At 54.5% G+C, this 25,913-nt stretch carries 31 protein-coding genes; 13 read left to right on the top strand and 18 right to left on the bottom strand.

Translation table 11 applies throughout. The features are described from left to right. Nucleotides 1–2: 2 nt before the first annotated feature. The 5 genes from hisD to RBB44_RS18845 all read right to left on the bottom strand — a co-directional run bounded on the left by hisD (nucleotide 3) and on the right by RBB44_RS18845 (nucleotide 4,659). Nucleotides 3–1,316, bottom strand: coding sequence for a histidinol dehydrogenase (gene hisD, locus RBB44_RS18865; RefSeq protein WP_306149350.1), 1,314 nt, complete (start codon nucleotides 1,314–1,316; stop codon nucleotides 3–5). Between the two features lie 8 nt (nucleotides 1,317–1,324). Then, nucleotides 1,325–2,656 (bottom strand): TRAP transporter large permease, encoded by a 1,332-nt coding sequence (locus tag RBB44_RS18860; protein WP_133952539.1) that lies wholly within the window; start codon nucleotides 2,654–2,656, stop codon nucleotides 1,325–1,327. An 11-nt stretch (nucleotides 2,657–2,667) separates the two neighbouring features. Then, the gene (locus RBB44_RS18855) at nucleotides 2,668–3,183 is read right to left on the bottom strand and encodes a TRAP transporter small permease (protein ID WP_306149351.1); all 516 of its coding nucleotides are present in this window, start codon (nucleotides 3,181–3,183) and stop codon (nucleotides 2,668–2,670) included. Between the two features lie 123 nt (nucleotides 3,184–3,306). Continuing rightward, nucleotides 3,307–4,449 (bottom strand): TRAP transporter substrate-binding protein, encoded by a 1,143-nt coding sequence (locus RBB44_RS18850; protein WP_209176297.1) that lies wholly within the window; start codon nucleotides 4,447–4,449, stop codon nucleotides 3,307–3,309. A gap of 42 nt (nucleotides 4,450–4,491) precedes the next feature. Next, the gene (locus tag RBB44_RS18845; RefSeq protein WP_166672832.1) at nucleotides 4,492–4,659 is read right to left on the bottom strand and encodes a hypothetical protein; all 168 of its coding nucleotides are present in this window, start codon (nucleotides 4,657–4,659) and stop codon (nucleotides 4,492–4,494) included. A 185-nt stretch (nucleotides 4,660–4,844) separates the two neighbouring features. Between RBB44_RS18845 and RBB44_RS18840 the strand changes: the two genes are divergently transcribed. Further along, nucleotides 4,845–5,831, top strand: coding sequence for a LacI family DNA-binding transcriptional regulator (locus RBB44_RS18840; RefSeq protein ID WP_306149352.1), 987 nt, complete (start codon nucleotides 4,845–4,847; stop codon nucleotides 5,829–5,831). A 135-nt stretch (nucleotides 5,832–5,966) separates the two neighbouring features. After that, nucleotides 5,967–7,976, top strand: coding sequence for an alkaline phosphatase family protein (locus RBB44_RS18835; protein WP_306149353.1), 2,010 nt, complete (start codon nucleotides 5,967–5,969; stop codon nucleotides 7,974–7,976). A 151-nt stretch (nucleotides 7,977–8,127) separates the two neighbouring features. Here the strand turns inward: RBB44_RS18835 and RBB44_RS18830 are convergent, their stop codons facing one another. The 3 genes from RBB44_RS18830 to RBB44_RS18820 form a co-directional block, all read right to left on the bottom strand. Next, nucleotides 8,128–8,793, bottom strand: a complete 666-nt coding sequence (locus RBB44_RS18830; protein ID WP_306149354.1) for an FAD-binding oxidoreductase — start codon at nucleotides 8,791–8,793, stop codon at nucleotides 8,128–8,130. 93 nt (nucleotides 8,794–8,886) lie between these two features. Beyond that, the gene (locus RBB44_RS18825; protein WP_306149355.1) at nucleotides 8,887–9,585 is read right to left on the bottom strand and encodes a gamma-glutamyl-gamma-aminobutyrate hydrolase family protein; all 699 of its coding nucleotides are present in this window, start codon (nucleotides 9,583–9,585) and stop codon (nucleotides 8,887–8,889) included. Then, on the bottom strand, nucleotides 9,582–10,544 hold the full coding sequence (locus tag RBB44_RS18820) for an amidoligase family protein (RefSeq protein ID WP_306149356.1): 963 nt from the start codon (nucleotides 10,542–10,544) through the stop codon (nucleotides 9,582–9,584). The genes RBB44_RS18825 and RBB44_RS18820 overlap by 4 nt, the downstream gene beginning before the upstream one ends. A 256-nt stretch (nucleotides 10,545–10,800) precedes the next feature. On the opposite strand from RBB44_RS18820, the gene RBB44_RS18815 reads away from it, so the two are divergent. Then, entirely contained in the window at nucleotides 10,801–11,547 is a 747-nt protein-coding gene (locus RBB44_RS18815; protein ID WP_306149357.1) for a Crp/Fnr family transcriptional regulator, read from the top strand. A gap of 23 nt (nucleotides 11,548–11,570) precedes the next feature. Here RBB44_RS18815 and RBB44_RS18810 read toward each other — a convergent pair whose 3' ends face one another. The 7 genes from RBB44_RS18810 to gdhA all read right to left on the bottom strand — a co-directional run bounded on the left by RBB44_RS18810 (nucleotide 11,571) and on the right by gdhA (nucleotide 16,377). Beyond that, on the bottom strand, nucleotides 11,571–11,939 hold the full coding sequence (locus RBB44_RS18810) for a response regulator (protein WP_306149358.1): 369 nt from the start codon (nucleotides 11,937–11,939) through the stop codon (nucleotides 11,571–11,573). A gap of 549 nt (nucleotides 11,940–12,488) precedes the next feature. Next, nucleotides 12,489–13,574 (bottom strand): AI-2E family transporter, encoded by a 1,086-nt coding sequence (locus RBB44_RS18805; protein ID WP_306156141.1) that lies wholly within the window; start codon nucleotides 13,572–13,574, stop codon nucleotides 12,489–12,491. Beyond that, nucleotides 13,561–13,980: a hypothetical protein gene (locus RBB44_RS18800; RefSeq protein WP_306156140.1), complete on the bottom strand. Its 420-nt coding sequence runs from the start codon at nucleotides 13,978–13,980 to the stop codon at nucleotides 13,561–13,563. Before RBB44_RS18800 ends, RBB44_RS18805 begins: the two co-directional genes overlap by 14 nt. A gap of 2 nt (nucleotides 13,981–13,982) precedes the next feature. After that, the gene (locus RBB44_RS18795; protein ID WP_209176286.1) at nucleotides 13,983–14,327 is read right to left on the bottom strand and encodes a DUF883 family protein; all 345 of its coding nucleotides are present in this window, start codon (nucleotides 14,325–14,327) and stop codon (nucleotides 13,983–13,985) included. 181 nt (nucleotides 14,328–14,508) lie between these two features. Continuing rightward, nucleotides 14,509–14,769: a Rho termination factor N-terminal domain-containing protein gene (locus RBB44_RS18790; protein WP_306150573.1), complete on the bottom strand. Its 261-nt coding sequence runs from the start codon at nucleotides 14,767–14,769 to the stop codon at nucleotides 14,509–14,511. Further along, a complete protein-coding gene (locus RBB44_RS18785) occupies nucleotides 14,766–15,011 on the bottom strand; it encodes a DUF2945 domain-containing protein (protein ID WP_306150574.1) in 246 nt (81 codons plus the stop codon). Before RBB44_RS18785 ends, RBB44_RS18790 begins: the two co-directional genes overlap by 4 nt. Nucleotides 15,012–15,045: 34 nt before the next feature. After that, a complete protein-coding gene (gene gdhA, locus RBB44_RS18780; RefSeq protein WP_306150575.1) occupies nucleotides 15,046–16,377 on the bottom strand; it encodes an NADP-specific glutamate dehydrogenase in 1,332 nt (443 codons plus the stop codon). Between the two features lie 243 nt (nucleotides 16,378–16,620). Between gdhA and RBB44_RS18775 the strand changes: the two genes are divergently transcribed. The 3 genes from RBB44_RS18775 to RBB44_RS18765 all read left to right on the top strand — a co-directional run bounded on the left by RBB44_RS18775 (nucleotide 16,621) and on the right by RBB44_RS18765 (nucleotide 17,674). Then, nucleotides 16,621–16,806 carry a hypothetical protein gene (locus tag RBB44_RS18775; RefSeq protein WP_306150576.1) on the top strand — a complete coding sequence of 62 codons (186 nt, stop codon included), beginning with the start codon at nucleotides 16,621–16,623 and terminating at the stop codon, nucleotides 16,804–16,806. Between the two features lie 53 nt (nucleotides 16,807–16,859). After that, a complete protein-coding gene (locus tag RBB44_RS18770; protein WP_306150577.1) occupies nucleotides 16,860–17,369 on the top strand; it encodes a Dps family protein in 510 nt (169 codons plus the stop codon). 98 nt (nucleotides 17,370–17,467) lie between these two features. Continuing rightward, the gene (locus tag RBB44_RS18765; RefSeq protein ID WP_209180753.1) at nucleotides 17,468–17,674 is read left to right on the top strand and encodes a hypothetical protein; all 207 of its coding nucleotides are present in this window, start codon (nucleotides 17,468–17,470) and stop codon (nucleotides 17,672–17,674) included. A 50-nt stretch (nucleotides 17,675–17,724) separates the two neighbouring features. Here RBB44_RS18765 and RBB44_RS18760 read toward each other — a convergent pair whose 3' ends face one another. Next, nucleotides 17,725–19,527 (bottom strand): sensor histidine kinase, encoded by a 1,803-nt coding sequence (locus tag RBB44_RS18760; protein ID WP_306150578.1) that lies wholly within the window; start codon nucleotides 19,525–19,527, stop codon nucleotides 17,725–17,727. Nucleotides 19,528–19,699: 172 nt separating this feature from the next. Between RBB44_RS18760 and RBB44_RS18755 the strand changes: the two genes are divergently transcribed. Then, nucleotides 19,700–19,897: a CsbD family protein gene (locus tag RBB44_RS18755; protein ID WP_306150579.1), complete on the top strand. Its 198-nt coding sequence runs from the start codon at nucleotides 19,700–19,702 to the stop codon at nucleotides 19,895–19,897. A 53-nt stretch (nucleotides 19,898–19,950) separates the two neighbouring features. On the opposite strand, the gene RBB44_RS18750 is transcribed toward RBB44_RS18755, so the two are convergent. Further along, a complete protein-coding gene (locus tag RBB44_RS18750; protein ID WP_306150580.1) occupies nucleotides 19,951–20,754 on the bottom strand; it encodes a response regulator in 804 nt (267 codons plus the stop codon). 179 nt (nucleotides 20,755–20,933) lie between these two features. Between RBB44_RS18750 and RBB44_RS18745 the strand changes: the two genes are divergently transcribed. Genes RBB44_RS18745 through RBB44_RS18730 form a run of 4 tightly spaced genes read left to right on the top strand, consistent with a single transcriptional unit; the run spans nucleotide 20,934 to nucleotide 23,963 of the window. Next, a complete protein-coding gene (locus RBB44_RS18745; protein WP_306150581.1) occupies nucleotides 20,934–21,155 on the top strand; it encodes a NepR family anti-sigma factor in 222 nt (73 codons plus the stop codon). Further along, nucleotides 21,152–21,712 (top strand): sigma-70 family RNA polymerase sigma factor, encoded by a 561-nt coding sequence (locus tag RBB44_RS18740; RefSeq protein ID WP_306150582.1) that lies wholly within the window; start codon nucleotides 21,152–21,154, stop codon nucleotides 21,710–21,712. Before RBB44_RS18745 ends, RBB44_RS18740 begins: the two co-directional genes overlap by 4 nt. Before the next feature lie 47 nt (nucleotides 21,713–21,759). Next, nucleotides 21,760–22,641, top strand: coding sequence for a formate/nitrite transporter family protein (locus tag RBB44_RS18735; protein ID WP_306150583.1), 882 nt, complete (start codon nucleotides 21,760–21,762; stop codon nucleotides 22,639–22,641). 17 nt (nucleotides 22,642–22,658) lie between these two features. Further along, the gene (locus tag RBB44_RS18730) at nucleotides 22,659–23,963 is read left to right on the top strand and encodes a DUF2254 domain-containing protein (protein WP_306150584.1); all 1,305 of its coding nucleotides are present in this window, start codon (nucleotides 22,659–22,661) and stop codon (nucleotides 23,961–23,963) included. Between the two features lie 45 nt (nucleotides 23,964–24,008). Here the strand turns inward: RBB44_RS18730 and RBB44_RS18725 are convergent, their stop codons facing one another. Beyond that, complete coding sequence (locus RBB44_RS18725) at nucleotides 24,009–24,179, bottom strand: DUF1328 domain-containing protein (protein WP_306150585.1); 171 nt, start codon at nucleotides 24,177–24,179, stop codon at nucleotides 24,009–24,011. Nucleotides 24,180–24,363: 184 nt separating this feature from the next. Here RBB44_RS18725 and RBB44_RS18720 point away from each other — a divergent pair, with 184 nt between their 5' ends. Both RBB44_RS18720 and RBB44_RS18715 read left to right on the top strand, forming a co-directional pair. Beyond that, nucleotides 24,364–24,549 (top strand): PLDc N-terminal domain-containing protein, encoded by a 186-nt coding sequence (locus RBB44_RS18720; RefSeq protein ID WP_306156139.1) that lies wholly within the window; start codon nucleotides 24,364–24,366, stop codon nucleotides 24,547–24,549. Nucleotides 24,550–24,658: 109 nt separating this feature from the next. Continuing rightward, nucleotides 24,659–25,573: a PRC-barrel domain-containing protein gene (locus tag RBB44_RS18715; protein ID WP_306156138.1), complete on the top strand. Its 915-nt coding sequence runs from the start codon at nucleotides 24,659–24,661 to the stop codon at nucleotides 25,571–25,573. Nucleotides 25,574–25,913 lie beyond the last annotated feature (340 nt).

Here is a 25,913-nt window from a genome sequence, read left to right as displayed (position 1 = left end):
CCCTACTCTGCTGCCTCCGCGCTCAAGTCGAAGTTCTCACCTGGGAAGTACTTTCGCAGCCGGATGTCGGCTGTGCGGGCATGTCCTTCCATGCCTTCGAGGCGTGAAATGCGCGCCGTTGCCTCGGCGACGGGCTTGGCGCCGTCGCGGGTGGCCCGCTGCCAGGTGACGATCTTCATGAATTTGTGGACCGACAAGCCGCCAGTATAGGACGCAGCGCCGGAAGTCGGCAACACATGGTTGGTGCCCGATGCCTTGTCGCCGAAGGCAACAGTGGTTTCTTCGCCGAGGAACAAGGATCCGTAGCAGGACAAACGGTCGAGCCACCAATCCAGATCTTCGGCCTGCACGGTCAGGTGTTCGGGAGCATAAGCATCAGACGTCGCCGCCATCTCCTCGCGGGTATCGCACAAGATCACTTCGGCATAGTCACGCCAGGCGGCGGCGGCATTTTGGCAGTTCACTTCCGGCAGATCGTCGATGAGCTTGGGAACCAAAGCCATGACCTCCTCGGCCAGGGACCGTGTGTCGGTGACGAGCCAGACCGGCGAGTTGTAGCCATGCTCCGCCTGCCCGACGAGATCGGCGGCCACAACTTCCGGATCCGCTGTCTTGTCGGCAAGGATCAGGCTGTCGGTCGGGCCTGCAAACATATCGATCCCGACCCGGCCAAACAGGATCCGTTTGGCTTCGGCAACGAACTGGTTGCCTGGACCAACAAGGATGTTGGCCTTTGGCAGACCAAACAGGCCGAAGGTCATGGCGGCCACGCCCTGGACCCCGCCCATGGCGACAATCTTGTCGGCGCCACACACATGGGCCGCGTAAATGATTGCCGGGTTGATGCCGATGCCAGGCCGTGGCGGCGAGCATGCAACAATGTTCTCACAGCCAGCGACCTTAGCAGTCGTAACAGTCATGATCGCACTGGCGATGTGGCTATAGCGGCCACCAGGAATGTAGCAGCCAGCCGTGTTGACCGGGATGCTTTTCTGGCCGGCGACGAGGCCCGGGACAACCTCAACCTCAATGTTCTGGCAGGTCTCGCGCTGGGCCTCTGCAAAGCGCTTGACGTTGGCGTGGGCGAACTCGATGTCGCGTTTCAGCTTTTCCGGGACCTTGGCGCTTGCGGCTTCGATCTCGGCATTGCTCAGGATGATTTCGCCGTCATACTTGTCGAATTTGGCGGCATACTCCATCGCAGCGGCGTCGCCACCAGCTTCAATGGTATCGAGGATCTCCTGAACGATCTTTGTGGTCTCGGACGCATCGGTTTTTGAGGTGAGATCTGCTTTCTTCAGATATTCAACGGTCATGGCAGAGCCTACTTGTAAATTTCAGGCAGCAGCGTGGTTGAGATTGCCGGTACGTAGGCAATCAGCAAGGTCACGGCGAGCATGAAGAGGACGAAGGGAACGGCCCGGGCGGCGATTTTCAATATCGATTCACCTGTCAGGCCGGAGACGACGAACAGATTGAGACCGAGCGGCGGCGTGATGAACCCGACACCGAGTGCAGTGATCATCATGATGCAGAACTGGATCTCGTTCATGCCGATGTTGTCGGCGAGTGGTTTCAGAATTGGCGCCAGGATCACGATGTTTGGCGTGGTTTCCATGACGCAGCCCGCGGCGATCAAGACGAGGATCATCATCATGATGAGCACCCAAGGCTCATCGCTGATGCCTGTGGCAACCGCCACAAAACCCTGAGGCACACCAATGATGGCAAGGGCTTCGGCAAGTGGGATGGAGAAGGCGATGATCGGAATGATCACACCATTAACCTTGGCTGAACTGACCAGCATGGCCGGAAAGTCCGAGAACCGCAGCGTTCCTAGGATAAAGCCCATGACGATGGTCACGACGACAGCGGTGGCGCCGGCTTCTGTCGGGGTCAAGCGGCCGGAAAAAATGCCGTAGAAAATGATCACCGGAACGATGAAGGCATACCAACCCGATTTGATGGCAACCCACAAACGGGAAAAATACTCATTCATGCTGATGTTGCCACCACCTTCCCAGCCATAGAGCCGGTTCATGATGATGTTGGTGGCAAGGATCGAGACCAGAATGGCAAGTCCCGGAATAACGGCTGCAAGGAACAGCGTCGATGCGGAGATACCTAGTACCAAACCGATGATGATGTACGCGATGGACGGCGGGATCAGAATGCCGGTACAAGCACCGGCTGCGACCAGGGCACAGGCATAGGGGCGCGGATAGCCGCTTTCCACCAACCGGTCGATGGTCATGCGGCCCACAGCTGCCGCACCTGCCGCATCCGAGCCGGAGATCGCCGCAAACATGCCGCAGACAAGGACGGTTGCGGAGCCGAAGCCACCCTTTGCGAATTGCGTGAGCGCTTCCGCCACGTCGAGAAATTTTCGACTGAGCCCGGTTCGGACCAATGCATCCCCGGTCAGGATGAATAGTGGCACCGCTGTCAAAGCGAAGGCGTCAATACCGCTGAAAAGTTTCTCGCCGACCAGGGACAGGGGAAGTGCGCCCGACCAGACGAGCATGAGGCTCGCGGCGGCACCGATGGCCGCCCAGACCGGTACGGCAAGCGCGACTAGCAGAACGAACAGGAGAACCGGACCGTAGAAATCCCAGCCAAGCTCAATTGTTTGCGGTTGCATATGTTGCCAAAGCATAGCCGCCCCCTTTAGTCGAAGAGTTTGTCGCCTTCGTAGACGGGATTGCCATCACGAAGGTCGCGGAAATCGCGCAGGAACGACTGGGCGAGACGGAAAAGGATGAGGGCGAAGCCGAGAGGCACGGCGCTGAGGAACCAGACTTGCGAAATACGCAGGCCGTGTGTCACCGATCCGAACTTTGCCGATACGAGCACGGTTTCCAGCGACCAGTAGAATGCAATCACTGCAACGATCGCCATGATAATGTCGCCGAATATGTAGAGCAGTGCCTTCACCTTGGGGCTAACGTACTGCATCAGAACATCGATGCGGATATGGCCGCGCTCCTTGACAGCAGCCGCGGCCCCGATCCAGGCAAGGTAGATGAAGGAATAGCGAACGATCTCCTCGCCCCAAATGGACGAGTAGGCGAAGACTTCGCGCCGGACCACTTCAATGAACATGGTCAGCACCAGCATGACGTAGAACAGGAGAAGCAGCCAGCGCTCGCCGTTCTTGTCTATAGCTTGAAGGACAGATGACATTGGCACTCCTCGACCGCTCCCATCAGGCGGTATGCCTGATGCGGTGGTCGCGTGAACAGGGAATTGGAAAGCGCACAGTGTGGGCCGCCGGCGCTCTTGGTGGCGCCGGCAGGCAATTCGCCCTTAGGCGTCGTGGACGTAGAGGCGGCCTTGCGTATTGGCCGCTTCTTCCAGGCGGCCGAAGGCCTCCATGGACCCAGCCAGTTCAACCTTGAACTGATCCCATTCCTCGCGCTGGTAGCCGCCGGCGGCCTGCCACTCGGCCAACTGGTCGTCTGTGAGCGAGTGGAATTCCACGCCGGATTTGGCCAGTTCTGCCATTGCGTAGGAGCGAGCTGCCGGAACTTTTGCAAGGTTCTGTTGAGCCGTGATTTCACCAGCAAACTCGATGCCTTGCTGAACATCGGCCGGCAAGGAGTTAAACCACTCCAGGTTCATGGAGTACACCTGACTGTCCGGTACAGCCTGCGTGAACGTTACATGGCTCAAAATGTCTTTGAAGCCGAAGACGTAGAGCGCACCGACGGATGGGTCGAGCGCATCGGCAACGCCCTGCTTGATCGCAGAGGGTGTCTCACCCCAGGCAACCGGTGTCGGGTTTGCGCCGACCATGCGGTAGTACTGTTGCAACATTGCTGATCCTGGTACGCGGAACTTCACACCGGACAGATCAGACGGTGTGATGACCTTGTTTCCACCTTTGCGGACTGCAACTACCCGCGGATCAATCACAACGTAGAAGAGAGCCTTGAAGCCGGAGGCCTCAACCTTCGGGTGGACTTCCTTTTTCCAGGCTTCAGATGTCACGAGGTTTGTGAAGCGCTGGTTGGAGCCGCAGAAATACGGCATGTTGATCAAGTCAACTGCGGATGCGAACGGAGCGAAGTTGGACAAGGAGTGCTGGGCTGCCTGGATGGTGCCACCCTGAACCGCTTGGGCAAGTGCGCCCCCAGCGCCGAGCTGTCCGCCCGGTGCGAGTTTGACGTATACTTTGCCGTTTGTAGCGTTCTGGATATTTTCCTTCAGGTCCAGTTGCATGATCGGATAGCTGCGGGATGCGCCGAGAACATAGGCGGTTGCCAGTGTCATCGTGTGGTCGGCGGCCTGTTCCCGCTCGCGCTCCTCCTGCGCGGTTTGGGCGACAGCTTCGTCGGACCAGAGAGTACCTGCTGCACCAGCCACCACCGCAGCGGTAAATGCGCCAGCGCTACTGAGCTTCAAGAAATTACGGCGCTCATGTGAGGCCAAGTCTTCCGTCTTTTTCATGATTTCCTCCCAAGAAATGCTGTCTGAACCTGATGATGCCGGTTACTTTTCTGCTTCCTTCTTGAGCACAGCTGCGGTGAACGCCGCCGAGACAGCGAACAGACACAGCATTTCTCCGACATTTCCGAAAAACGGTGTTCCACCAAAGGAACCGATCGATACATTGATCACGAAGACGGCAAAGAGACCGCCTGCCAACGCCAAAAGCATGATCACCTCCCAACGACCAATTCACCCGGCTTCAGAAAATGTAAGCGCTTACATTTTCCATTGCAAGCACAAAAATGGTTTTGTTTAATGCGCAAGCCCTGTAAGGCGGGTCCAACGTTATGTGACTAAACGGTTTCCGAGCGGTTTGACCGATGGAAGAAATTTCAAAATCGCCTGACACTTCAGTGCCAACACTTGCCGATGTCGCGGCAAGAGCAGGTGTGTCGACGGCAACCGTTTCCAGATGTCTGAACACACCGGATCGCGTCACGGAAAAGACGCTCAAGACCGTCATGGACGCCGTCAATCATCTTGGCTATGCGCCGAATTACAGTGCGCGCGCGCTCGCTGCCGGCCGGACCAACATGATCGGGGCTATCATTCCTACGATGGAGAACGCCATTTTTGCGCGCGGCATCCAGGCTTTTCAGGAAGAGTTGCAAAAGAACGGTTGCACGCTTCTTGTTGCCAGCTCCTCCTACAGGCAGGATCTCGAAGAAGAGCAAATCCGGACACTGACCGCCCGCGGCGCGGATGCCTTGCTCTTGATTGGGTATCAGCGGGATCCGCAGATCTACGAGTTTTTGAAAAAGCGCAAAATCCCGGCGGTTCTGACCTGGGCATCGGAACCTTCGCAGGACTTTCTGTCTGTCGGCTTTGACAACCGCAAGGCCATGAAGGAGCTTGCCTCAGACGTCATTGGCAAGGGGCACAGGGCACTCGGCTGCATTTCTGCAGATACCGCGACCAACGACAGAGCACGGGAGCGCGTGGAAGGCATTTGGGCCGCAATGCGGGATGCAGGTCTTGACCCAGGTACACTGCAGGTTGTCGAGACGGCCTATTCGATCGAAAACGGCGAGGCGGCGTTCCAAAAGTTGATGTCCGGCGCCAATCCTCCGACCGCAGTTATGTGCGGCAATGATGTGTTGGCCGTTGGCGCTCTGAGGGCCGCAGCCAACCTTGGGCTCAAGGTTCCCGGTGATGTCGCAATCACAGGTTTTGACAATATCGAGCTGGCGTTCGTCGCGCCTGTTCCGCTGACCACTGTCCATGTCCCGCACCGGCGCATGGGCCAGTTGGCGGCCCGCGCGCTGATCGAAGCATTGCACGGCCGGTCGCCGGAGAGCGTCGAACTGCCAACGGAAGTCCGCCATCGCGACACCTTGTAAGTCCGGTCAGCTAATCTCATGTGTTTCCAATTAGATACGTTGACATTTGTAAATCCCGGCGTGCAGCCCTAATTGTCCAGTCTGTGTGTAGATCGTGCCGGCGCGTTGCAAACGGAATGACTGTCAGTTTGGAGAATGTTGTTGAGCGATCCGAAGTCGCAGATACTTGATGTGCTTCCCACTGTATTAGCCGGACCCATCATCCGCCGAATTCAATCAGACCGGTTGGCGATCTGGCTCGCAGTTCGGGCGCAAGGCCCGGTCAAACTTGAGCTTTTCCCGCCAGAGATGGACGCGCGGATTTTCGAATTGGACCCGTCAGCACCAGAATTGTTGTGGCTAAGGGCCGGAGAACAACTCAGTTATCTTCTTATCGACCTCGTCCTGTCTGATCCCTTGCCGGAAGAGGTGTTGATACCCTATCGGCTAAGCCTTTTTGTAGAAAACCCAGTGGACGACGGCGCCCGATGGGAAGACCACACGCATTGGGCAAAGGATATTTGTTATCCGGGCCGCGAACTTCCGTTCATTCGGGTCCCGAAGAAAGTCTCTTCGGTCATGCACGGCTCATGCAGGAAACCGCACAGCTCCTGTGCTGACGGACTGGTTGCTGCCGACCGGGCTGTTGAGCAGGCGATTTCGGACAACGAGGCGCAACACCCCATGCCGGAGTTGTTGGTCCTGAGTGGAGACCAGGTCTATGTGGACGATGCTGCTGGTCCGATGGTGCAGGCCATCACCGCGCTGGTCCACGTCCTCGGCCTGCCCGATGAAAACCTGCCCGGGATTGAGCCTGTGGCGCCGGCTAGTGGAACTGATCTGCGGGATCAAGGCGGCTTTTTGTACAAGCGGGACCAGCTTCTTCCGAAAATCGATCAGAATGCCTCGGTCTTCGATGTCCTGTTTGGTGGGACGCAAAAACCGATCTTCACATCCCTGCACGCTAGAAATCATCTTATGACCCTGGCTGAAATGCTGGCGATGTACCTGCTTGTCTGGTCACCGGCCTGCTGGGATGTGTTGCCGGAGCGTGCCGCGCCAGAGGATCTCTCGGATAAAGACCAGCGGATGTATGACCGGGAAGTCCAGGATATTAATGGATTTGTCAGCGGGCTTGGCAATGTTCGCCGGTTACTGGCCCACATTCCGACAGCCATGATTTTTGATGATCACGATGTCACCGACGACTGGAACCTCTCGCTTGCCTGGGAAGAGGCCGCTTACGGGCATCCGCTTGCCCGGCGAGTCATCGGCAATGCGCTCATTGCCTATGGCATCAATCAGGGCTGGGGCAACCGGCCGAAAACCATTCGGGAAGATCTGAAGACCGTATTCGAGGCGGCCCTGCAGCGGCCCGGAACCGATGATCATGAAGCTGCAATCGACCACATTCTCGACTATGAGAAATGGGATTTCGAATGGCCGACTGATCCGCCGTTGATCGCGTTGGATACGCGGACCCGCAGATGGCGTTCTGAGCGCAACAGCCACTTTCCGTCCGGACTTCTTGACTGGGAAGCAGCAACGGAACTACAGGCCCGGCTTCGGAACAAAGATGCTGTTTTGCTGGTGTCGGCTGCGCCGATCTTCGGGGTGAAGCTTATCGAGTCGGTCCAGAAACTGTTTACGCTCCTCGGTAAGCCGCTGATGGTGGATGCGGAATATTGGATGGCCCATCCAGGCACGGCGAGCGCGATCCTTAATATTTTTCAGCATCGGAACACGCCGAAACACTTCGTCATTCTGTCAGGAGACGTTCACTATTCCTTTGTTTACGATGTGGAGTTGCGCAACGGGCGGCAGTCGCGCACCCTGCAATCCGGTCAGAATCCGGAGATCTGGCAAGTCTGTTCCAGCGGCATCAAAAACAAGTGGCCGGACCGGTTGCTCGCTGTTCTGGATCATGGAAACCGCTGGGCGTTTGCACCGCGCTCACCGCTCAACTGGCTGACAAAGCGCCGCGGCATGCGCATCATCCCGCGCAAGCCGGAAGGCACACCGCACGGACGCCGCATTTTGAACGCCCCGGGGATCGGTTTGGTTGAACTCAGTGACGACGGGGCACCGGTTCGGATCAGCCAGCTGGCCTCAACGGGCGAAATCTACGATTTTGAACGCCGGGAAGACGAAGCGCATTACGGTTGAGGCAGAACACTTTGCCCCAGCTAGCGACCGGATTTCATATTGTTACCGACGATTTGTGCGATTTACATCGGCAGACCAGAAGCTCTGACCGACAAGCAGGAGCTCCGGCGGCAGCGCGTTATTATCCAAGCGCTATTGTAGCAGCCAAGCATCAATCTTCCGTGACGATCATGTCGGCGGAGACGCCGAGTGCTTTCAAGTTTTCGATTACAGCGTCGACCATTTTCTGCGGACCGCAGACATAGAACATTTGATCCGTGGTCCCGAGAATGTCCTTCAACGCGGCTTTGTCGAAATGCCCTTCACGCATGCCGTCTTTGCTTTCGTCGCTCAGCGCATAAATGACCTCAAGACCGGCCATGTCATCCAGTTCATCTCTCAAGATGATATCATCTGACGTCTTGTTGCCGAACAACAGCCGATGCCCGGACAGTTGGCCCTTTTGCTTCAGGTCCCGGAGGATCGCCAGGAACGGTGTAATTCCCGCACCACCTGCAATGAACGTCCCTGGTCCCTTGTAGGTAATTGCGCCCCATGGATCATCAATCAGAAGTTTCTCGCCAACTTTTACATCATCGAGCTTGTTGGTCACGCCATCATGGTCCCGGTACGCCTTGATCGTGAATTCCAGAACGTCGTCGTCCGGCAAGGAGGTGAAGGTGAATGGCCGCGGTTCTTCCCGCCACTTTTCACGGTCAATCCGCACTTCGGTCGCCTGGCCGGGTTCAAATGAGAACCCATCAGGGCGGGCTGTCGTGAGTGCCCAAACATCATGAGTGACTTTGGATTTCTCCAGGATTTCAACCTTATCGGTCATTAAATTCTCCTTCTATGCCTGGACAGAGTGGGTCTGGTCCAGGCAGGTGTTTGTTTCGGTTCAGATGGTTTGCCTGCAGACCAAGCGCGCCTGTCAGGCCGCGAGTTCGAAATGTTCGCCGGTGTCTTTCCGATTTTTTGCGGCCTCAACGAGCCATTGGAACAACCGTTGTTGTGTTTTCGAGAACGGCATCAATTCCGGATGCCATTGGACACCGATCACGGGTTTACCGGATGTTGCTTCGATCGCTTGCACGATCTCGTGGTCGTCCAAGGCTGAAACCCGCAGACCGCGCCCTGTCTTCTTTATGGACTGATGATGGAGCGCATTGACCCGGCACTGCCGCGTTTGCAGGACAGATGCAAGCCACGCATCTCCGGCAATACCAATTTCCTTTCGTGGCAACACCGTGCGAAGTTTGGGCGCAGTCTCAAAGACTTCCCAAATATCTGTGTGCAGTGTCCCGCCCAGACTCACATTGATCATTTGCGCGCCGCGGCAAATCCCGAGCACCGGGATTTCCCGTCTCACAGCCTCGGGGATGAGCTCTGTCTCCAAAGCGTCGCGATCCGGATCCAGGCGCACATTCGGGAGCAATTCCCCACCATAGACAGAGGCGCTGATATCATCGCCGCCACCGGCAATTACGCCGTCCAGCTCAGTGATCGAATACCCGGTTTTCGGGGTGATCCGCAGAGATTGCCCGCCCGCCCGCCATATCGCGAAAGATATGGCAATATAGGACCGCCAGCCGCCTGTTGCCGATGTCGATACGCCGATGAGTGGTTTCATGAGCTCCTTACCCGGCTGATCAATCGTTTGGCAGCCCCCAGAAGCCCGTCCAACTGTTCGTTGTCAGCACGCCAATTTTCTAATTGATTCAAGAGCTCCTGCCGGTCGGCTGCCAGCTCTTCAACGCGCTTCCATCGTTTCCATTCCTCGGCAACGGACCATGTGGCGTCTCCGATGCGCGCATCGGGCAGCCGGTAATGGAATGCCGGACGGACGGCCTCCGGCTGTTTGCCAAGCGCCTCCTCCACGCATCCTGCATTTAGCGACGCCAGAAGCGGCAGGAGATCCAACTCTCTGTTTTTGTTGGGGTTGGCTGCACAATAGTCGCGTATGAATGTTTTCAGGTCCGGCTGATATGCCGGATCAAGAACAGTCCGCTCATAGTCAGACGGGAACCTTGCAATGAACGGCAAAAGCTTTCGGGTCGGATCCGGCTCAATTTCTTCGCGCAACTTCTGGGCCATAAGCAGGTAAGCCTGCAGGACCCTCAATAGGGCTTCGACGGATTCGCTCTTCCATTCGATGTTCAGGTGCAATCCGCAAGCCAAGTGCGGCTGCTCATTACCCATTGCGCCTGCATCCGCGAGGGCCCGTACAAGCGTATCCACGGTCCCGAGATCGGAAAGAAAGATGGGCGCGGTGATGAGTTCGGTCGGCACAATTGATGTGCCGAGGTCACCAGCGATTTGGCGCGCCTTTTTCTGGGCGTCCGTATCGTTTTGGCTGGTATGGACATACTTGCTGTCAAGCTCGATCGTGACGGTGCCGAGAGACGTGCCATGGATTTTATATCGATGGGCGTCGACTTCCTTGGTATCTCCGCCGACGATTTCGTGGACCACTTTTGCCGCTTTTGAGGCAGACAATCCGCCGAATTCGATTTCGACGCCTACGCGGCGATCGCCTGAATTCAATTCGGCAAAAGCCGCCTCTGCATCATGGTTATTGTCTTCACGCATATCTGTCATCATCGCTTTCGTCATTTGACCAGTTAACGCGCGAGGATCGATTCGGTTCCAAAGAGACCTGGCTTGGTCAGGTTCGGATGGAGCAGGTTTTGGGCTTTGCTGACGGAAAAATCTGGAACGGATATGCTTTCCGACCGTTTCTTCAGGTGTTTAACTGACCTATTCGCAATCCCGACTGCGCCGTATGACCGGTCAAGGTACTCATAAAGGTGTGGGGGCGCGATCCACGGGATGCGGAGACCAACCAATGACGGACAGCATGAATTTTCAAACAAAGTGCCACGCATGCCCCCTTAGGCAGAAGAACGTTTTCAGGCCGTTTGAAGACAAGGAACTGGACTTTGTCACCAAATTCAAAACGGGCGAACTTCAGGTCGAGGCCGGTTCAACCATCATTTTGGAAGACAACAAGACGCCCCACATCTACACCCTCCTGGAAGGGTGGGCCTTCCGGCACACATCGCTGGCAGATGGTCGGCGCCAAGTCTTGAATTTCGCCCTGCCAGGCGATCTTCTTGGGCTGCAGCTCGCGGTCTTGAATGAAATGCAACACACAGTTACGGCGCTGACTGACACGACGTTGTGTGTCTTTCAAAAGGACAAGGTCTGGTCGGTTTTCAAGGATTATCCCGGCCTTGCATTTTCCATGACCTGGATGGCATCGCGCGAAGAACAGTTGATTGACGGCCACCTTCTGAGCCTTGGTCGCCGCAACGCTCAAGAACGGCTCGCCTATTTGCTCCTGCATCTCCACGACCGTGCAGAAACAGTCGGATACGCTCAGAACCAGTCATTTGATGCACCCTTTACGCAGGCACACCTTTCAGATGCGCTCGGTGTTACACCGGTCCACACCAACCGGACCATCCGAACATTGCAAAGCGAAAACTATTTCAGCTGGAAACAGAACCGGATCCGTATTCTGGACAGAGAACGCTTAGAGGATCTCGCTGCCTATGAACGCGATGTCAAAACACTTCGGCCGTTGATTTAACTTAGTGGCCCTTGCAGCTTGCCCTACAGCAACTCCAGAATTTGTTCCTTTGTATAGGGCTTGCTGAGAAGAGCGTGGGTTTTGAACTCATGCGGCAGAGTATCAGTATCGCCGTAGCCGCTAGCGAAAACAAACCGCGTCCCACGTTCAATCAAAAGCCGGGCGAATTTTAGGCTCGTTTCGTCGCCCATACGCACGTCCAGGATCACGAAGCTGAAGAGGTTGCCTGTCAGCGCGTCCAAGCCATCAGACAATTTGTTTAACACAACCACAGGCCCAAAGCCGATTTCTTCCAGCATCATTTGGGTGTCGAGCGCGATGATTGGATTGTCTTCAACAATCAACGCTGCACCGCTCGGCTTTACGTCAGGTGCTATCATTTCATCGGTCATTCATGTGCTCGCCATACGCCCGCTGCCAAGACAGCAACGTTGCACAATGCCTCATATCGCGCATTAACATAAGTTATATGCGCTTGATAAATCACCTCTTTTCCACTTATGGCGTGTCAGAGTGATCTGAGTGAAACTTTTTCTTAAGTTGTGCGTTTACTAAGCGGAGGTAGTGATATGATTACTTTTCGCAAGCGAGTTCTTACGCTCAGTACACCTGTAATTATCGCGGGAACTCTATTCACCAGTGCTCTTGCTGCTACAGAATACCTGTATGAGGACGAGGGTGTCGATACAAAGCCAGTTACGGCACTTGCAGAGGTGCAAGACACGTTCTCTAATGGGAAAGGTGACTTGAAGATTTCCCTCGACGATGTTCACAAACGCCCGGTCCGCTGTGTGTCCAGTATGCAGCAGACAACATGCACTGGCTGGCCGCTTGCAAATGGTATGATTGCGCTAAACTCAGATTGATTTGCGTGCACACCGCATAAAAACAGCTGCCCGGAAAAGTCCGGGCGGCTTTTTTTTATCGCAACGACCCGCCCGTCAATCAGACGGATCATTCGAAATTTCATATAGCGTTACCCCTGCCAAAAGGGCTGGAACGGCAATGAACCCACCGATTGGACCCCAAAGCCAAATCCAAAATGCGATTGTCAAGAATACGAGAAACGGGTTGAGCGTCATTGTCCGGCCGAGAACCGTTGGCGTGACGAACTGCGCCTCAAAAAGATTGAGGAGCAGATAAACCAGTGGCGGCAGGAGAATTTCCGGAATTGAGTTGCCGATCGACAGCCCTACACCTGTCATGATCAGCACCATGATGGCCGGGCCGATGTAAATTACATAGTTAAGCACACCTGCCAAAACGCCCCACAAGATCGGTGACGGCACGCCGATCAGCCAAAGAGCCGCTGAAACGGCGGCAGCCAGACCGACATTCACGCAAGTAATGGATAACAGGTAGGTCGAGAGCCGCTTTTCGATGCGTTGAAACGCAATTGCCATGCGATACCGTTTTGTTGCCGGAGTTGACCAATCGACAGTCGATCGGAAAGCTCGCGGCCGGGTCAGGACGAAGAAATAAAGGCTGGCGAGAAACAATATTATCTGTGCCATGAATGTCGGGGCGAAGTAGAAAACGCTCTCCACCGGCGACGTTTCATCGACGCTAACCTGCATGTTTCCGGATTGGCCCATCGCATTGCGGAGTTCTTCCTGCAGACTGCTGATGGAGGCAAACAACCCCTGCCAGGAAACGAGCTGGCTTTGCAGTTTGGCCCAGATCAACGGCAGTTTATCGAGCCAGTCAGACAACGGTACCATAAATGCTGCGCCGGCGGTCGTTATGAGCAAGATAAACAAAACCACCATTAAGGCCGCCGACACCCATGACGATATGCCAAGACGGCCAAGACGATCCGCCGCAGGTCCGAACAAGGAACCGACCACGATCGACAAACAGACCGGCGCAAGGATGACCTTGCCCACATCCAGCGCAAACACAAGAGCCAGACACGCAAGTATGACGAGGGACATACGCGTGGCTGGATCTGCAATCGCTATTGGTGAGGTTGATACACTTACGTGAGCTTCGGGTGGAGCGTGGTGTGCCATATCAGGTCCCTTCATCTCCGCCGCCCCGCGCTGCAAAAAGTGCAAGTCCGCCCAATGCGGCAAGGGCGATGATGCTCTTTCGATTGGTCAGTTGTGGGAGGACTGAAACTGCTGCTGCTATGGCCAGCCTTTGTGACGCGCGGCGTTTCGCGCTGCGCCGCTGATCGATTTTCTTCAAGACCGCTAAAACAATGAGAAGGCCGAGCCCGACACCAATCATTCCCAGGGCGATGACCAAAGCAGCGCCCAAGGCTCCGAGCTTTTCAGAAAGATAAATGCCAAGTGCGGCAAGACCGGCCAGATAGGCCGTGCCAAAAGACGCAGCAGCAATCGCCATTATAACGATGTTGCGCTTCGTCCGGCGCACCATCCCGCGGAGGTCGCGGGATGCCGCCGAGAAGGCGAGGGGGACCGACCGCATGATCAACGGCGGATCAAAGCTGCAATCAGGAAACCGACACCGGCCGCAATTCCCAGGGACTGCAAGGGGTGGCGGCGGACTTCATCGGTCACGGCCCGCTCATAGGATTTCAATTCACGGGTCAGATCATCGAGCGCGTCCTGAGACATTTGCGTTAGATCTTCACCTGCCGCGGTCGCACGCGATTTGTATTCCTGGCTTTTACCAGACCCGTAATTTTTGAGTGAGCCGGCAAGCGCGGCAATGTCCTCGCGGATGCGCTGAATGTCGGCTTCAATATCACTGGCATTCACCGCGTCATTTGCAGCTTTGGTCGAAGAAGTGGAAGTGCTTTTGGCAGTTGCCATGAAATGCCTCCAATTTGCTCCGGAGAACCCGGGAAATGTCCCCGAAACCGGTGGGAAATGTTGTGTTCAAGCAGCTCCGTGCTGCTCGATTGGGGCTGGAGCGCATAGGTCCAACCCTCTGTAAACTTGGAGGGCAGACAAAAGTTCCCGGCACTTGGGAAAATTCAACTGGAAACACCAATCAATCCCGAAGGGCGCCAATCAATTCGTCTTTGGACATTTCTGATCTGCCTTCGATTTCCAGTTCTTTCGCCCGCTCGTAGAGCTCTTCCTTGGTCCAATCCTCATAGGGTGGCTGTGACCCACCCTTTTCAGAAGGCGATTGGTTTTCATTCGCCTGTGCGTTGGCGATACGCGCCGCTTTTGACTTTCCGTAGCCCTCACGCCGCAAGGCGTCATAGGTTTCTTCGTCTTTTATGCTCGGGCGATCCTTGCTACTCATTTTCCATCTCCTTTCTTGATCAGCGTCAGTTCACTCGCGGATTTGAGAACCCTGTCGCCATCATCCTGTCGCAATGTGTAGGCGGGGTCTTCAGGGGTCGCGCGCCGCTTCACATCTGTGCCCTTGATGCTGAGACAGACGTCCTCAGTGTGCGTGTCGACCACCGTGGCCTCACCTGTACCCTCACCCCAGTTCCAAGTGACCCGGTCTCCCTTGCAGTACGGGTTGTGCTTTTCAGTCATTGTTTTTCACTCTCCTTTTCACAGGCGCACCGGGTCAGAAACTTCCGAATGAATGAAACGCATGTGCGACACGTTTAAATGCAGCCAAATTGGCTCCGTCGACGTAGCTGAGCTGCTTTTTGCCCGTATCTGCAGAAACGATCTCGCCGTGGATTTTTTTCATGATGTCCCGAAGCTCCTGGTCGACCTTTTCCGCACTCCAGCTTTGCCGCATCGCATTTTGGCTCTGCTCCAAACCACTGACTGCGACACCACCCGCGTTTGCTGCCTTGCCTGGTGCGTGGAGGATGCCTTTTTGTCGAAAGATCTCCGAAGCGTTTGCAGTCAAAGGCATGTTAGCGCCTTCGCAGACGGCTGAAACGCCGGCCTCTACGAGTGCCTTGGCCGCGTCTTCGTCCAACTCGTTCTGTGTTGCGCAGGGCATGGCGATGTCGCACTCTAGGTTCCAAGGTGTTTTACCTTTGTGGAACTTGCCAATAGACAGATCCGACAAACGTCCACGCTTACTTTTGAGGGTTTTAACCTTGCTGAGATCTTTTTTTGTCAGGCCGTCCTTGAATTCCAGCACCCCATCGGAATCGCTCACACTCAAAACCGTGGCGTCCATATCGATGGCCTTTTCCGCAGCATGAAGCGCGACGTTGCCAGAGCCACTGATGGCGATCCTCTTGCCCTCGATCTCCATATCGTTGTGGGTCAACATCTCACAGCAAAAGTAGACACAGCCGTAGCCGGTCGCCTCCGTTCGAACAGCGCTACCGCCGAAGTTGCAGCCTTTCCCAGTCAAAGCGCCATGCCATGTGTTGGAAAGGCGGAGATAGTGGCCGTAGAGCAGGCTAATTTCCCGTTGACCAACGCCGATATCGCCCGCCGGCACATCGATGTCCGGGCCGATGTGACGTGATAGCTCCGTCATGAAGGATTGGCAGAAACGTTCGATTTCAGCCGGGCTTTTTCCTTTGGGATCGAAGTTTGAGCCGCCCTTTGCCCCACCCATTGGCAGGCCGGTCAAGGCGTTCTTGAAGATCTGCTCGTATCCGAGAAACTTCAGAACACTTTCCGTAACGCTCGGCGCGAACCGCAATCCGCCCTTATAGGGGCCGAGAATGTGAGAAAACTGGACACGCCAGCCTCTGTTATGCTGGAGCACGCCTTTGTCATCGCGCCAGGAAACACGAAACGAAATGACGCGATCCGGTTCCGCGAGCCGCTGAAAAATTCGTGATTTTCGAAAGTCTTTTTGCTTTCCGTACCAGCCACCGATGGACTGAGCCATTTCGTCGACAGCCTGCAGGAACTCTGGCTGGTCAGGATTTGCGCTAGTAATTTCACCTAACAAATCGTCAATCACACTGCTTTTTTTCAATCTAACCTCCGTACATTGAAATATAAGAACGCACGAAGTTGTTCCCGGTTCCGTATCTCCATTAAATGAGACGGCGTATATGTCGTGTAATTCGCAGCGGAGACCGTCTTCTTTCGACGCGAACTAGCTATATTTTTTCATATGAATTCAAAAACACTTCAGATTTTTTCCGGAACGCTTTTCGTATCTTTGCATTTACACCTCGAGCCCGTTCTTGAAACTTACGCTTAGGAGGTGATCGAAATGGTCACAGAACACACGAAGCGAACTGCAGAAGAAGCCCGTCAGGGTGAACGCGGGCGGCCGGTCGTAAAAGTACTCGCCGCAAGCCTGTTCCTGGCTGTTGTGACGTTTGCCGGACTTGGAATTCTTCAGACCGCAGGTGTGGTCCCGACAATCGGTGCCATTGAGTCGCCAGAAAACTACTAACGCAAAGAACCGCTGCGATCTTGTTTAGAACACTGAATTACAAAGGAAATCTAATGTCTAACATATTGAAGGTTGAAACACCGAAAAGCGAACCCATCAAAACCGGTGTTTCCGCTGACGTACGCACTCAACTTGCTAAACATTTGTCGGTGATGCTGGCGGAGACATACATGCTGACGGTGAAGTCTCACCTATATCACTGGAACGTTGTCGGCCCGCTCTTCAAGTCGATCCACGACCTGACGGAAGAGCATTATGAAGACATGTTTGCGGCCACCGATGAGCTTGCGGAACGCATTCGAGCCCTTGGGCACCGCGCACCGGTAAACGTTCAGGATGGGAAACTAAATCTCACCATCCAGTTGCCATCAGGTGGCATGCCAGACGCCCATGACATGATTGCCGACCTTGTCGAGAGCCATGAAACGATCTCCGCGGAGATGCGGGACATGGCGACTTACGCCGGCGACAACGGTGATGTTGTCACAGAAGATCTTTTGACGGAGCGGATCACGTTCCACGAAAAGGCCGCTTGGATGCTGAGGGCACTCATCACCGAATGAGTTGTGCGTTCAAATAGAACGAATAACAACCCTGCCGCCATCCGTTTTTCCGGGTGGCGGCAGGCCCGGTTTAGAACTGCAAACAAATGTGCGATGTTATGAATTCAGTTCCCCAACGTTTCGCCGGTTTCCGGTCTGTCGAAGGCCTTCTGAATGATCCGGGATTGAACCGAGCTCAAAAGAAATCTGCCCTTTTGTCTTGGCGGACCAGACTGCTGCAATCCCCCAACATGACTGAAGGTGCCGCAGACCGTCAGGCAAAGCTGCACGATATTGAAGACGCGCTTCAGCGGCTGAAGACGTAGGTCTGTAAGTCGGCCAGAGCCGTCAGCGTCAGCATAATCGGCTCGTTACTTCAATTGACAAGTTGTTTGGCAGGGAAGGTGATGGTGCATTTTACACCGTCCGGGGCAAACTCGACTTTAACTTCCCCATCCAGCGCAGGCCCAACGAGTTGTTCCAGTAGCATACGGCCGAACCCATTCCGCTTTGGGGGTACAACTTCCGGGCCGCCAGTCTCTTCCCATTTGAGTTCGACCACACCCTCATTTTCAGCCCAGGTCACTTTCAGCTTCCCATCCAGCACGGACAATGCTCCGTATTTCGCAGCATTTGTAGTTAGTTCGTGCAGGGCCAATCCCAGATTTTGAGCCGCATCCGCCGTAATGGATTTTCCAGGGCCTTCAAGAATGATCTGCGGGCTTTGTGGATCTATGGATTGAGAAAGATGTGCGACAATCAATTCTTTAATATCCGCCCCATACCAGGACTGTGAAACCAATAGATCGTGGCTTGCGGCCATGGCCTGAAGGCGCGCAGAGAACACTTCGACGAACTCGTCAGGGTTATCGGATCTCGCGGCAGTTTGCCGGGCCATTGCCTGAATGACGGCAAGCAGGTTCTTGGACCGGTGAGTCAACTCCCGCATGACCAAGTGCATCTGGCGTTCATTGTCCCTTTTGTAGGTAAGGTCGACCGCTGTGCCGATCACGCCCGTTATTGCTCCTTCTGCGTCCCGCGCCGGATCGAAGCGGACATTGTAGAACTTCGCGGTTCCGTCCATCGCGATATCAACTTCAACAACAGCACTTTCTCCGGTTTCCAGCACCTTTTTCTTGACCGGAATAAGTTTGAGCTGATCGTCTTCGTTGAAGATCTCGTCATCGGTCTTGCCGATGAAAACGTCTTCTTTCAATCCGTTCGGTGGATTGACCATATGAACGTACTTGAGGTCACGATCCTGCTCGAAAACGGTGATGATTGAGCCATCCAACGCTGTCTCGAACCGTTTGTTCGCTTCCGCCAATTGCGCGGCCATGGACGCAAGCCGGATCTCGTAAAAATTCTTCTCTGTCATGTCCACGGCCGTGCACAACACGCCGTCTACTTTGCCGTCCTCGCCAAAGGTTGGGTGGACGATCAGATCGAAGTAAAGGGGCTCAGTGTCTTCCCGCTCTATGCCGATATAGGTTGAAGAGGGTTCGCCTGTTTCGACGACCCGGCGTTTCAGGGGCACGACCTGGTCGGCAGCTGCATCCGGCAACACATCAACATCTGATTTGCCAAGAATTTCGGACTTCTCAAGCCCGAAACGCGGATTGTGGATCCATGTATACTTGAGGTCCCGGTCTTGAGAAAAAACCGAGATATTACTTCCGGTAAGTGCCGTTTCGAAGAGTTCGTTGGTTCGGGCAAGCTCAGCCTTAGTCCGGCCGACAGCTGTGTTGAGCGCGCGGTTTTCTTTTGCGAGCAGTTCGTTTGCTTGTTCCAGCAGTTTGACCGAGGGCATGTCGATCAACTGGCTCAGCAAACGCCACACTACAAATGCTGTCGCTACCGAAATGATGGCTGTTGTCGCTTTTATGAGCCCTTGAGCGCCATAGGCCGGAACCCAAAGCGTTGCCAAAGCGGTGAGATGTGTCAGTGCGCAGGCCAAGATAAACGCAACGAAGAGATAGGCGGTTTTTCGCGGTGTTCCCGTGATATCCGGCCGTTGCCGCAAGAACGTCAAAATCGCCATTGGAATAGCGATATAGGCCAAGGCGATCAGACCATCGGAAATCGCATGCAGTGCGACCAGGTCAGGCCGCCATAAGAGGCAATATCCATGAGGCATGAAGGATGCGGCCCCAAAGAGATAGTTGATGATGTCCTGCATGTCGGGCTTCCGTTTTGTTCACCGGATGTTTCTGGAGCGCCGGCTTGGGAACTTTTTGATCTACACCGGCCGCAGCCATGTGCTGTTTTGGACCAGTTGGCAGATTTCTTCGGGAACCAACCAAGCTGAAATTCGTTTTCTAGTTGTCTGACACCAAAGGGAGTTTCAGAAGATGAATTGGGATCAAATCGAAGGCAACTGGAAAGAATTTAAAGGGAAGGCTCAAGCTCAGTGGGGCGAGTTGACCGATGACGAGATTGACCGGGTTGACGGCCGTCGAACCGAACTGGCAGGTCTGATTCAGCAAAAGTATGGCAAAACACGGGAAGAGGCTGAGCGCGAAGTCGACCAATGGATGTCCAAGCACTGAGCCCTTCGACAAGGCGGGGACACTCCCCGCCTTTGTCTTCCATAAATTCCGCCCTACGCTGCAACCGCATCTGTTCCTTTGAAAAACAGCGCCTGGCTGATGCCCGCTTTCACGGTATTGGGGTTAAACGGCTTGGTAATGAGGAACGTCGGCTCGGGCCGCTCTCCGGTCAGCAGACGTTCAGGGAACGATGTAATGAAGATAACCGGGACCGACATCTCGCCCAGGATGGCCTTAACCGCATCAATTCCGGACGAGCCATCCGCCAGCTGAATATCGGCAAGCACCAACCCCGGAGCGTTGGCCTTCGCTGCCTTTATGGCGTCGTCTGCGGTCCGCGAGACACCTTGGACAGTGTGGCCTAGCGACTCAACGATCTGGGTGAGGTCCATCGAGATCAAAGGCTCGTCCTCAATAATCAGGACATTTGTTTTCGTTTGACGATCAATTTCAGCTACGGCGTCTTTGATCAGTTCAGTGACCTCTTCCGGGCTTTTCTGAATAATCCGCGCGGCTTCGGGCACCGAGAAACCCTCGAGTGTCGTCAATAACAAGGTCTGCCGGCTTTCCGGCGCCATGCTGGCAAGGCGCTGTTGTGCGGTCTGTTCAAAAATTGATGCCGCGCCGTCTGTGGTTGGGGGCGGAACGACGGCCGCATTCCACAGAACATGGAACAACCTGTAGAGGCCAATCTTCACGCCATCGCCTGTATCGATGATGCTTTGATCCGAAACCAATGCCTGCAAGCATGCGCGAACATAAGCATCCCCGCTTTGCTGGGTTCCTGCGAGCGCGCGAGCATAGCGGCGAAGGTAGGGCAGCAAAGGTGCAATATCTTGAGAAAGACTCGTGGCCATTCATTTTTTCCTTAATGAAATGCCGCATCTACGCGGCCATCCAGATGACGTGAACCGTCCCCTTAACCAGAAAATGCGCTAGGCAAAAAAAAGTTCCAGCCAGATGGAACTTTTTTTTGCCTGACACGTTTCTGCTACAATTCACATGCCACTGAAGCTGTAAATATCGGGAATTAGCCATGCCAACCAAAAACTTACCGGATCAGGCGATTGCCGGCTCTGGTATCATCCGGCCGAACATGGGCGCAAAGACCAAGGAAGACTGGATCGGTAATCAGTTGAAACAGGTCTACGACGAAGCCCTTTCGGAAGACGTTCCCGATGACATGCTTGAGCTCCTGTCCGCGCTTGATGATGCCGATCAGTCTGATGGCAACTCCGGTGGGGAGGCGCAGGAATGAACAATGCAAAGTTCAAGCAGGACCTGGTCGACACCATTCCGCGCCTGAGAGCGTTTGCCCGTTCCATCAGTGGCAACCGGGACCGCGCAGACGACCTCGTCCAGGAAACTTTGGCCAAAGCGATTGCCAACAAAGACAAATTCACCGAAGGCACGAACCTGACGGCTTGGCTGATTACCATCCTGCGCAACCAGTATTATTCGGTTGGCCGGAAAATGCAGCGTGAGGTCGCTGATCCCGATGGCGAACATGCCGCAAGCCTTGAATCAAAGCCGCAGCAGGCAGGCCATTTGGAGATGAAAGACTTCCTGAGTGCATTGCAGGTCCTGCCCGATGATCAGCGTGAGGCGCTTATTCTGATTGGTGCGAGCGGCTTTTCATATGAAGAAGCGGCGGACATTTTGGGTGTGAGGCAAGGCACGGTCAAAAGCCGGGTCTCACGGGCACGTGCTCGGCTGGAGGAATTGATGAGCGGTCAGGAGAGCTTTGAGCGCTCGGACCTCGCGGTCGCTGAATCTGCCGAACTGATCCAAAACGCACTCTCAGCCCAACCCTAACTTCAAAATAATTCTCTCAGCTTCGCGCTACGGACAGGAGGAAAGCTATGGCTCGCCAACCGGAGCGTGTTGCCGGCAAAAAGGCAGACAGTAAAAGCCCGATTACCGAAGAGAGGCTCGACAACGAAGGCACGCGGCTCACCTCGGACGATCTTGCCGAGGTAGATGACCGGCTTCGTTTGAAAGCCGCCGTTGTTTACGAAATTATCCGTCAAGAAGGCGAAGAAGAGCTCGCACGGGGACCGAAAAGCCTGTGGTGGTCGGGCATTGCAGCCGGTCTCTCGATCGGGTTTTCCGTGCTCGGCGAAGCATTGTTCCGGGCCTATCTACCTGATTCTCCTTGGCGCCATTTGGTCGAAAATCTCGGGTATGGGGTTGGATTTCTGATCGTTATCCTCGCCAGACAGCAACTCTTTACCGAGAACACGCTAACGGCGGTTTTGCCGGCAATCAGCACAGGCAAACGTCATACCTATCTGTGCGTTGCCCGCCTTTGGGCCATCGTTTTCTGTGCGAATATGATCGGGACTTTTGTTTTCGGCTCCGCGATCGCAAGCGGCTTTTTTCTGCCGCCCCAAGTTTATGATGCGGTTGAATCTCTTTCCATACACATGATGGAAATCCCGCACCATGAAATGTTCCTGCGCGGCATACTGGCCGGGTGGATTGTCGCAACCTTGGTCTGGTTGCTGCCAAGCGCTGAAAACTCGCAGGTCGCCATCATCCTTCTCATGGCCTGGCTGATCGCAGCTCTTGATCTCACACACGTGGTCGCCGGATCGGTGGAGGCGGTGTTTACCGTCTGGATCGGTCATTCAAGTGTTTTGGATGTTGCAGCTTTCCTGATCCCGACGCTCTTGGGTAACATCGTTGGTGGAACAGCGCTCTTTGCTTTGATTGCGCATGCGCAGGTCCGAAAAGAAATCTGACATCAGGAGCACATCGCTTGGCGCTTGCCTACCAGAACAACGCGAAGGAGCAGGCGCTTTACCGCCTGATCAAAGGGTTTCTTTTCATACCGGTCTGCATTGCGCTTCTTGGCGCAGTGCTTGCCCCAATTACCTTGTTTATCGATGATAACGAACTGCTTGCCAAAGTGTTCGATAGTCTCCGGTACAATACACTGAGTGTCGAAGGTGCGCGGAGCGTTCTTTCGACGATTGCCGGCGCGATGATGTCGGTCATCAGCTTGGTCTATTCGCTGACCCTGGTGGTCTTCACTTTGGCGGCCGGCAACATTGCCCCCCGTTTGCTGGAGACCTTTGCCAGCAACCGCACAACCCAGATCACCATCGGTCTTTTGGGCGCCACCTTTTTGTACGCCTTGCTTGTACTATTCGTTGTCGAGGACGGGAAAGAAGTTCGATTTTCAGTTGGTGTGTCAATTTTCCTGGCGGCGGCGAGCTTTTTTTGGCTGGTTTACTTTGTAAACGACGTAGCGGGCCGCATCCGGGTGGATGCCGAGATTGGGCGTATTCAAACGTCGTTGCGCCAGTCCATTGACGCTCTTCTTGCCCATGAGCCACCTGAAAAACCGTCAGACCGTCAGGAAATCCCGGACTTGCCGGTGACCAAGGTGCACGGCAAACGAAGCGGTTATGTGACTGCGATTGACATCGATTATCTGATCGAAACAGCCAAGCATTACGACGGGTTCATTGAGGTGCTTGTGACGCCCGGAGCATTTGTGATCGAGGGCATGCCGATCGCCGAGGTGAGATGTCAGGAGGACGTCTGTGACACCGATCCCGTTCTTTTGGCGTTTCAATTCGCCAAAGCCCGGGCCCCGGAGGGAGATATTCAGTTCTCAGTTCATTTGTTGGTGGAAATTGGCCTCAGGGCGTTGTCTCCCGGCATCAATGATTCCTACACGGCAATCAGCGCGATCGACCACTTGTCGGCGAGTTTTGCGCGTATCTTGCAACGCGGTGCGCCAAGTTCCCTTTTGTGCGATAAGGATGGCGCTCCGCGTGTGTGGTTGGATCTGATTTCCGTGAAGGACATCCTGCACACTGCGATGGCCCCGCTGCGCCAATGCGCAAGATCCAACGTCCTGGTACTGGACCATCTCATTTCAGCGCTTGGGAAAATGGCAATCGTCTGCCGTCCAGAGCACAAGGCTCTGATCAAACGCCAACTCTATGATATTGCCCGGGATGCAAATCTTGAGTTGAACAGCCCTGCCGACAGATCCCAGATTGCAACCAGCCTCTGGCGAGCACAGCAGCTCAGTCAGAGTGTTTCACGATGATCATAAATGGCACAAAAAAGGGCGCCATTGGCGCCCAGTTTCTGCTTATGCGCTTCTTCCGCGAACCATGTGCATGATCGCGGAGATCAAAAATAGTGCGATTGCGACAAAGAAAATTAGTTTTGCAATTGATACCGCAGTACCGGCAATACCGCCGAAGCCAAGTACTGCTGCAACAAGTGCAACGACGAGAAACATAAGTGCCCAAGAAAGCATTGTATCCTCCTGTTTGAGTAACAGTTTTTCAACGTTCGGGAATGACTTCAGTTCCATTTCTTCTTTCGAAATTTGTTCCCATCTTGCTCAAACCGCTTCGGAGATTCCTTTCCAACAACAGGTGTAATGGAACCAAAACCTCTATCGGACCGTTTCCAACTTAATAGAACAAGGAGTTTCAGTCATGGAATATGGTCTTCTCGGTTTGCTGGTCCTGATCGCGAACATTTATGCGATCATAAAAATTATCCAGAGCGGCGCTTTTACCGGCGCAAAGATCCTTTGGATCCTGGGCATCCTTATCTTCCCTGTGGTGGGTTTCATTGTCTGGCTGCTTGCAGGGCCCCGGGGCAGCGGACAGCTTGCTTAATTAGAAAACGCGCCTTACCGGCGCGTTTTTTTTGGAACCATTCCCAACTGATGATGTTTACGAGGTGCTAATCACGGCCACCTCATTATTACAAGTGAAGGAGAAGACTATGATCCGCAACCTTCTTTCCTCTACAGCTGTTCTGGCCGTTCTGACTACGCCAGCATTGGCTCAGGACTCCGGTACTACTTCAAAGGATTTTCAAAACGATCGCGTTATCTATGAATTTGACGTGTCGACAGTGAAGCTGGACACGACAACAGGCTTTCTCGCCTCCAACATGATTGGTAAATCGGTCTTGAACACCTCCACTGGTAAGGCGATTGAAATTGGCGCCGTGAACGACCTGGTCTTGAGCCGTGATGGTTCGATCCGCGCGGCAATTGTCGGCGTTGGCGGGTTTCTCGGTCTCGGCGAAAAAGATGTCGCGATCGACTATGATCGCCTGTCTTTCACAGCAAAATCAGACGGTGAGTTTGACGTTGTCAGTGACGTAACCCGCGCAGAACTGGAGAACGCCGATGGGTTTGAGCGCCCGGACTACGTTCCGGACTGGATGACGGTTTCCGCGGTTCAGACCGAGATCGACAAAATTTCCGAGAGCGCAAAACAGACCTATGAAACGGTCCGGACCGAAGCGATTGATCCGGCGAAAAAACGTCTCAACGAAACGATTGCATCATGGACGGCTGAAAAGACCCGTGTCCAGAGCGCCACGGTGTCATCTGAAGCCTTGATCGGATCCTCTGTTCATTCCAGCGCAGACGCGAACATCGGTGAGATATCGCAGGTGCTTTTGAACGAAGACGGCAAGGCTGACGCTGTTGTTATCGACGTTGGTGGCTTTCTGGGGTTCAACGAGAAACCTGTTGCCGTGTCTTATGACAGCCTTCAGATGTATGAAACTGAAAACGGCGCGCTTTTGGTCGTGGCACCGTTCACCAAATCTGAGCTTGAGAAGGCCAAGGTTTTTGAACCCGCCGCCTATAAGAAAAATCCCGACGCTGTAACGCTGAACGGATAACCAAGATTACTAGCGAAAGAGCGGGCCGCAAAGCGGCCCGTTTTTCGTTTCCGTTCCTCAACATACCTTCGAAAACTCTATTGAGCATTACTTCCAAGGAGTATGCAGACCAGGTAGTGTCTCAGTATGTAACCCTCCCTCATTGACAGGGTGTCGAATATCGCCACGAACTCCTGTATTGTTAGCGTAAAGAATAGGAGGTATAATGCCCACCGGACAGCCATAGAGCCTATCTGAACGCCATAGCCAACGCATTCGAGAACGTGTCCGTCGTCAGGGTATTTGGAACAGATAGCCGTGTGATTTAACGGAGAGATTGGCTCATCGTGTTGGTTGATTT

The sequence above is a fragment of the Roseibium sp. MMSF_3247 genome (genome assembly GCF_030733765.1).
GTDB lineage: Bacteria > Pseudomonadota > Alphaproteobacteria > Rhizobiales > Stappiaceae > Roseibium.
This window is presented reverse-complemented; position numbering and strand designations above follow the sequence as displayed.

Coding starts and splice junctions, on each gene's coding strand:
- hisD (WP_306149350.1), bottom strand. CDS start 1,316: ATGACCGTTGAATATCTGAAGAAAGCAGATCTCACCTCAAAAACCGAT.
- RBB44_RS18860 (WP_133952539.1), bottom strand. CDS start 2,656: ATGCTTTGGCAACATATGCAACCGCAAACAATTGAGCTTGGCTGGGAT.
- RBB44_RS18855 (WP_306149351.1), bottom strand. CDS start 3,183: ATGTCATCTGTCCTTCAAGCTATAGACAAGAACGGCGAGCGCTGGCTG.
- RBB44_RS18850 (WP_209176297.1), bottom strand. CDS start 4,449: ATGAAAAAGACGGAAGACTTGGCCTCACATGAGCGCCGTAATTTCTTG.
- RBB44_RS18845 (WP_166672832.1), bottom strand. CDS start 4,659: ATGCTTTTGGCGTTGGCAGGCGGTCTCTTTGCCGTCTTCGTGATCAAT.
- RBB44_RS18835 (WP_306149353.1), top strand. CDS start 5,967: ATGTTGTTGAGCGATCCGAAGTCGCAGATACTTGATGTGCTTCCCACT.
- RBB44_RS18830 (WP_306149354.1), bottom strand. CDS start 8,793: ATGACCGATAAGGTTGAAATCCTGGAGAAATCCAAAGTCACTCATGAT.
- RBB44_RS18825 (WP_306149355.1), bottom strand. CDS start 9,585: ATGAAACCACTCATCGGCGTATCGACATCGGCAACAGGCGGCTGGCGG.
- RBB44_RS18820 (WP_306149356.1), bottom strand. CDS start 10,544: ATGCGTGAAGACAATAACCATGATGCAGAGGCGGCTTTTGCCGAATTG.
- RBB44_RS18815 (WP_306149357.1), top strand. CDS start 10,801: ATGACGGACAGCATGAATTTTCAAACAAAGTGCCACGCATGCCCCCTT.
- RBB44_RS18810 (WP_306149358.1), bottom strand. CDS start 11,939: ATGACCGATGAAATGATAGCACCTGACGTAAAGCCGAGCGGTGCAGCG.
- RBB44_RS18805 (WP_306156141.1), bottom strand. CDS start 13,574: ATGAAGGGACCTGATATGGCACACCACGCTCCACCCGAAGCTCACGTA.
- RBB44_RS18800 (WP_306156140.1), bottom strand. CDS start 13,980: ATGCGGTCGGTCCCCCTCGCCTTCTCGGCGGCATCCCGCGACCTCCGC.
- RBB44_RS18795 (WP_209176286.1), bottom strand. CDS start 14,327: ATGGCAACTGCCAAAAGCACTTCCACTTCTTCGACCAAAGCTGCAAAT.
- RBB44_RS18790 (WP_306150573.1), bottom strand. CDS start 14,769: ATGAGTAGCAAGGATCGCCCGAGCATAAAAGACGAAGAAACCTATGAC.
- RBB44_RS18785 (WP_306150574.1), bottom strand. CDS start 15,011: ATGACTGAAAAGCACAACCCGTACTGCAAGGGAGACCGGGTCACTTGG.
- RBB44_RS18775 (WP_306150576.1), top strand. CDS start 16,621: ATGGTCACAGAACACACGAAGCGAACTGCAGAAGAAGCCCGTCAGGGT.
- RBB44_RS18770 (WP_306150577.1), top strand. CDS start 16,860: ATGTCTAACATATTGAAGGTTGAAACACCGAAAAGCGAACCCATCAAA.
- RBB44_RS18765 (WP_209180753.1), top strand. CDS start 17,468: ATGAATTCAGTTCCCCAACGTTTCGCCGGTTTCCGGTCTGTCGAAGGC.
- RBB44_RS18760 (WP_306150578.1), bottom strand. CDS start 19,527: ATGCAGGACATCATCAACTATCTCTTTGGGGCCGCATCCTTCATGCCT.
- RBB44_RS18755 (WP_306150579.1), top strand. CDS start 19,700: ATGAATTGGGATCAAATCGAAGGCAACTGGAAAGAATTTAAAGGGAAG.
- RBB44_RS18750 (WP_306150580.1), bottom strand. CDS start 20,754: ATGGCCACGAGTCTTTCTCAAGATATTGCACCTTTGCTGCCCTACCTT.
- RBB44_RS18745 (WP_306150581.1), top strand. CDS start 20,934: ATGCCAACCAAAAACTTACCGGATCAGGCGATTGCCGGCTCTGGTATC.
- RBB44_RS18740 (WP_306150582.1), top strand. CDS start 21,152: ATGAACAATGCAAAGTTCAAGCAGGACCTGGTCGACACCATTCCGCGC.
- RBB44_RS18735 (WP_306150583.1), top strand. CDS start 21,760: ATGGCTCGCCAACCGGAGCGTGTTGCCGGCAAAAAGGCAGACAGTAAA.
- RBB44_RS18725 (WP_306150585.1), bottom strand. CDS start 24,179: ATGCTTTCTTGGGCACTTATGTTTCTCGTCGTTGCACTTGTTGCAGCA.
- RBB44_RS18720 (WP_306156139.1), top strand. CDS start 24,364: ATGGAATATGGTCTTCTCGGTTTGCTGGTCCTGATCGCGAACATTTAT.
- RBB44_RS18715 (WP_306156138.1), top strand. CDS start 24,659: ATGATCCGCAACCTTCTTTCCTCTACAGCTGTTCTGGCCGTTCTGACT.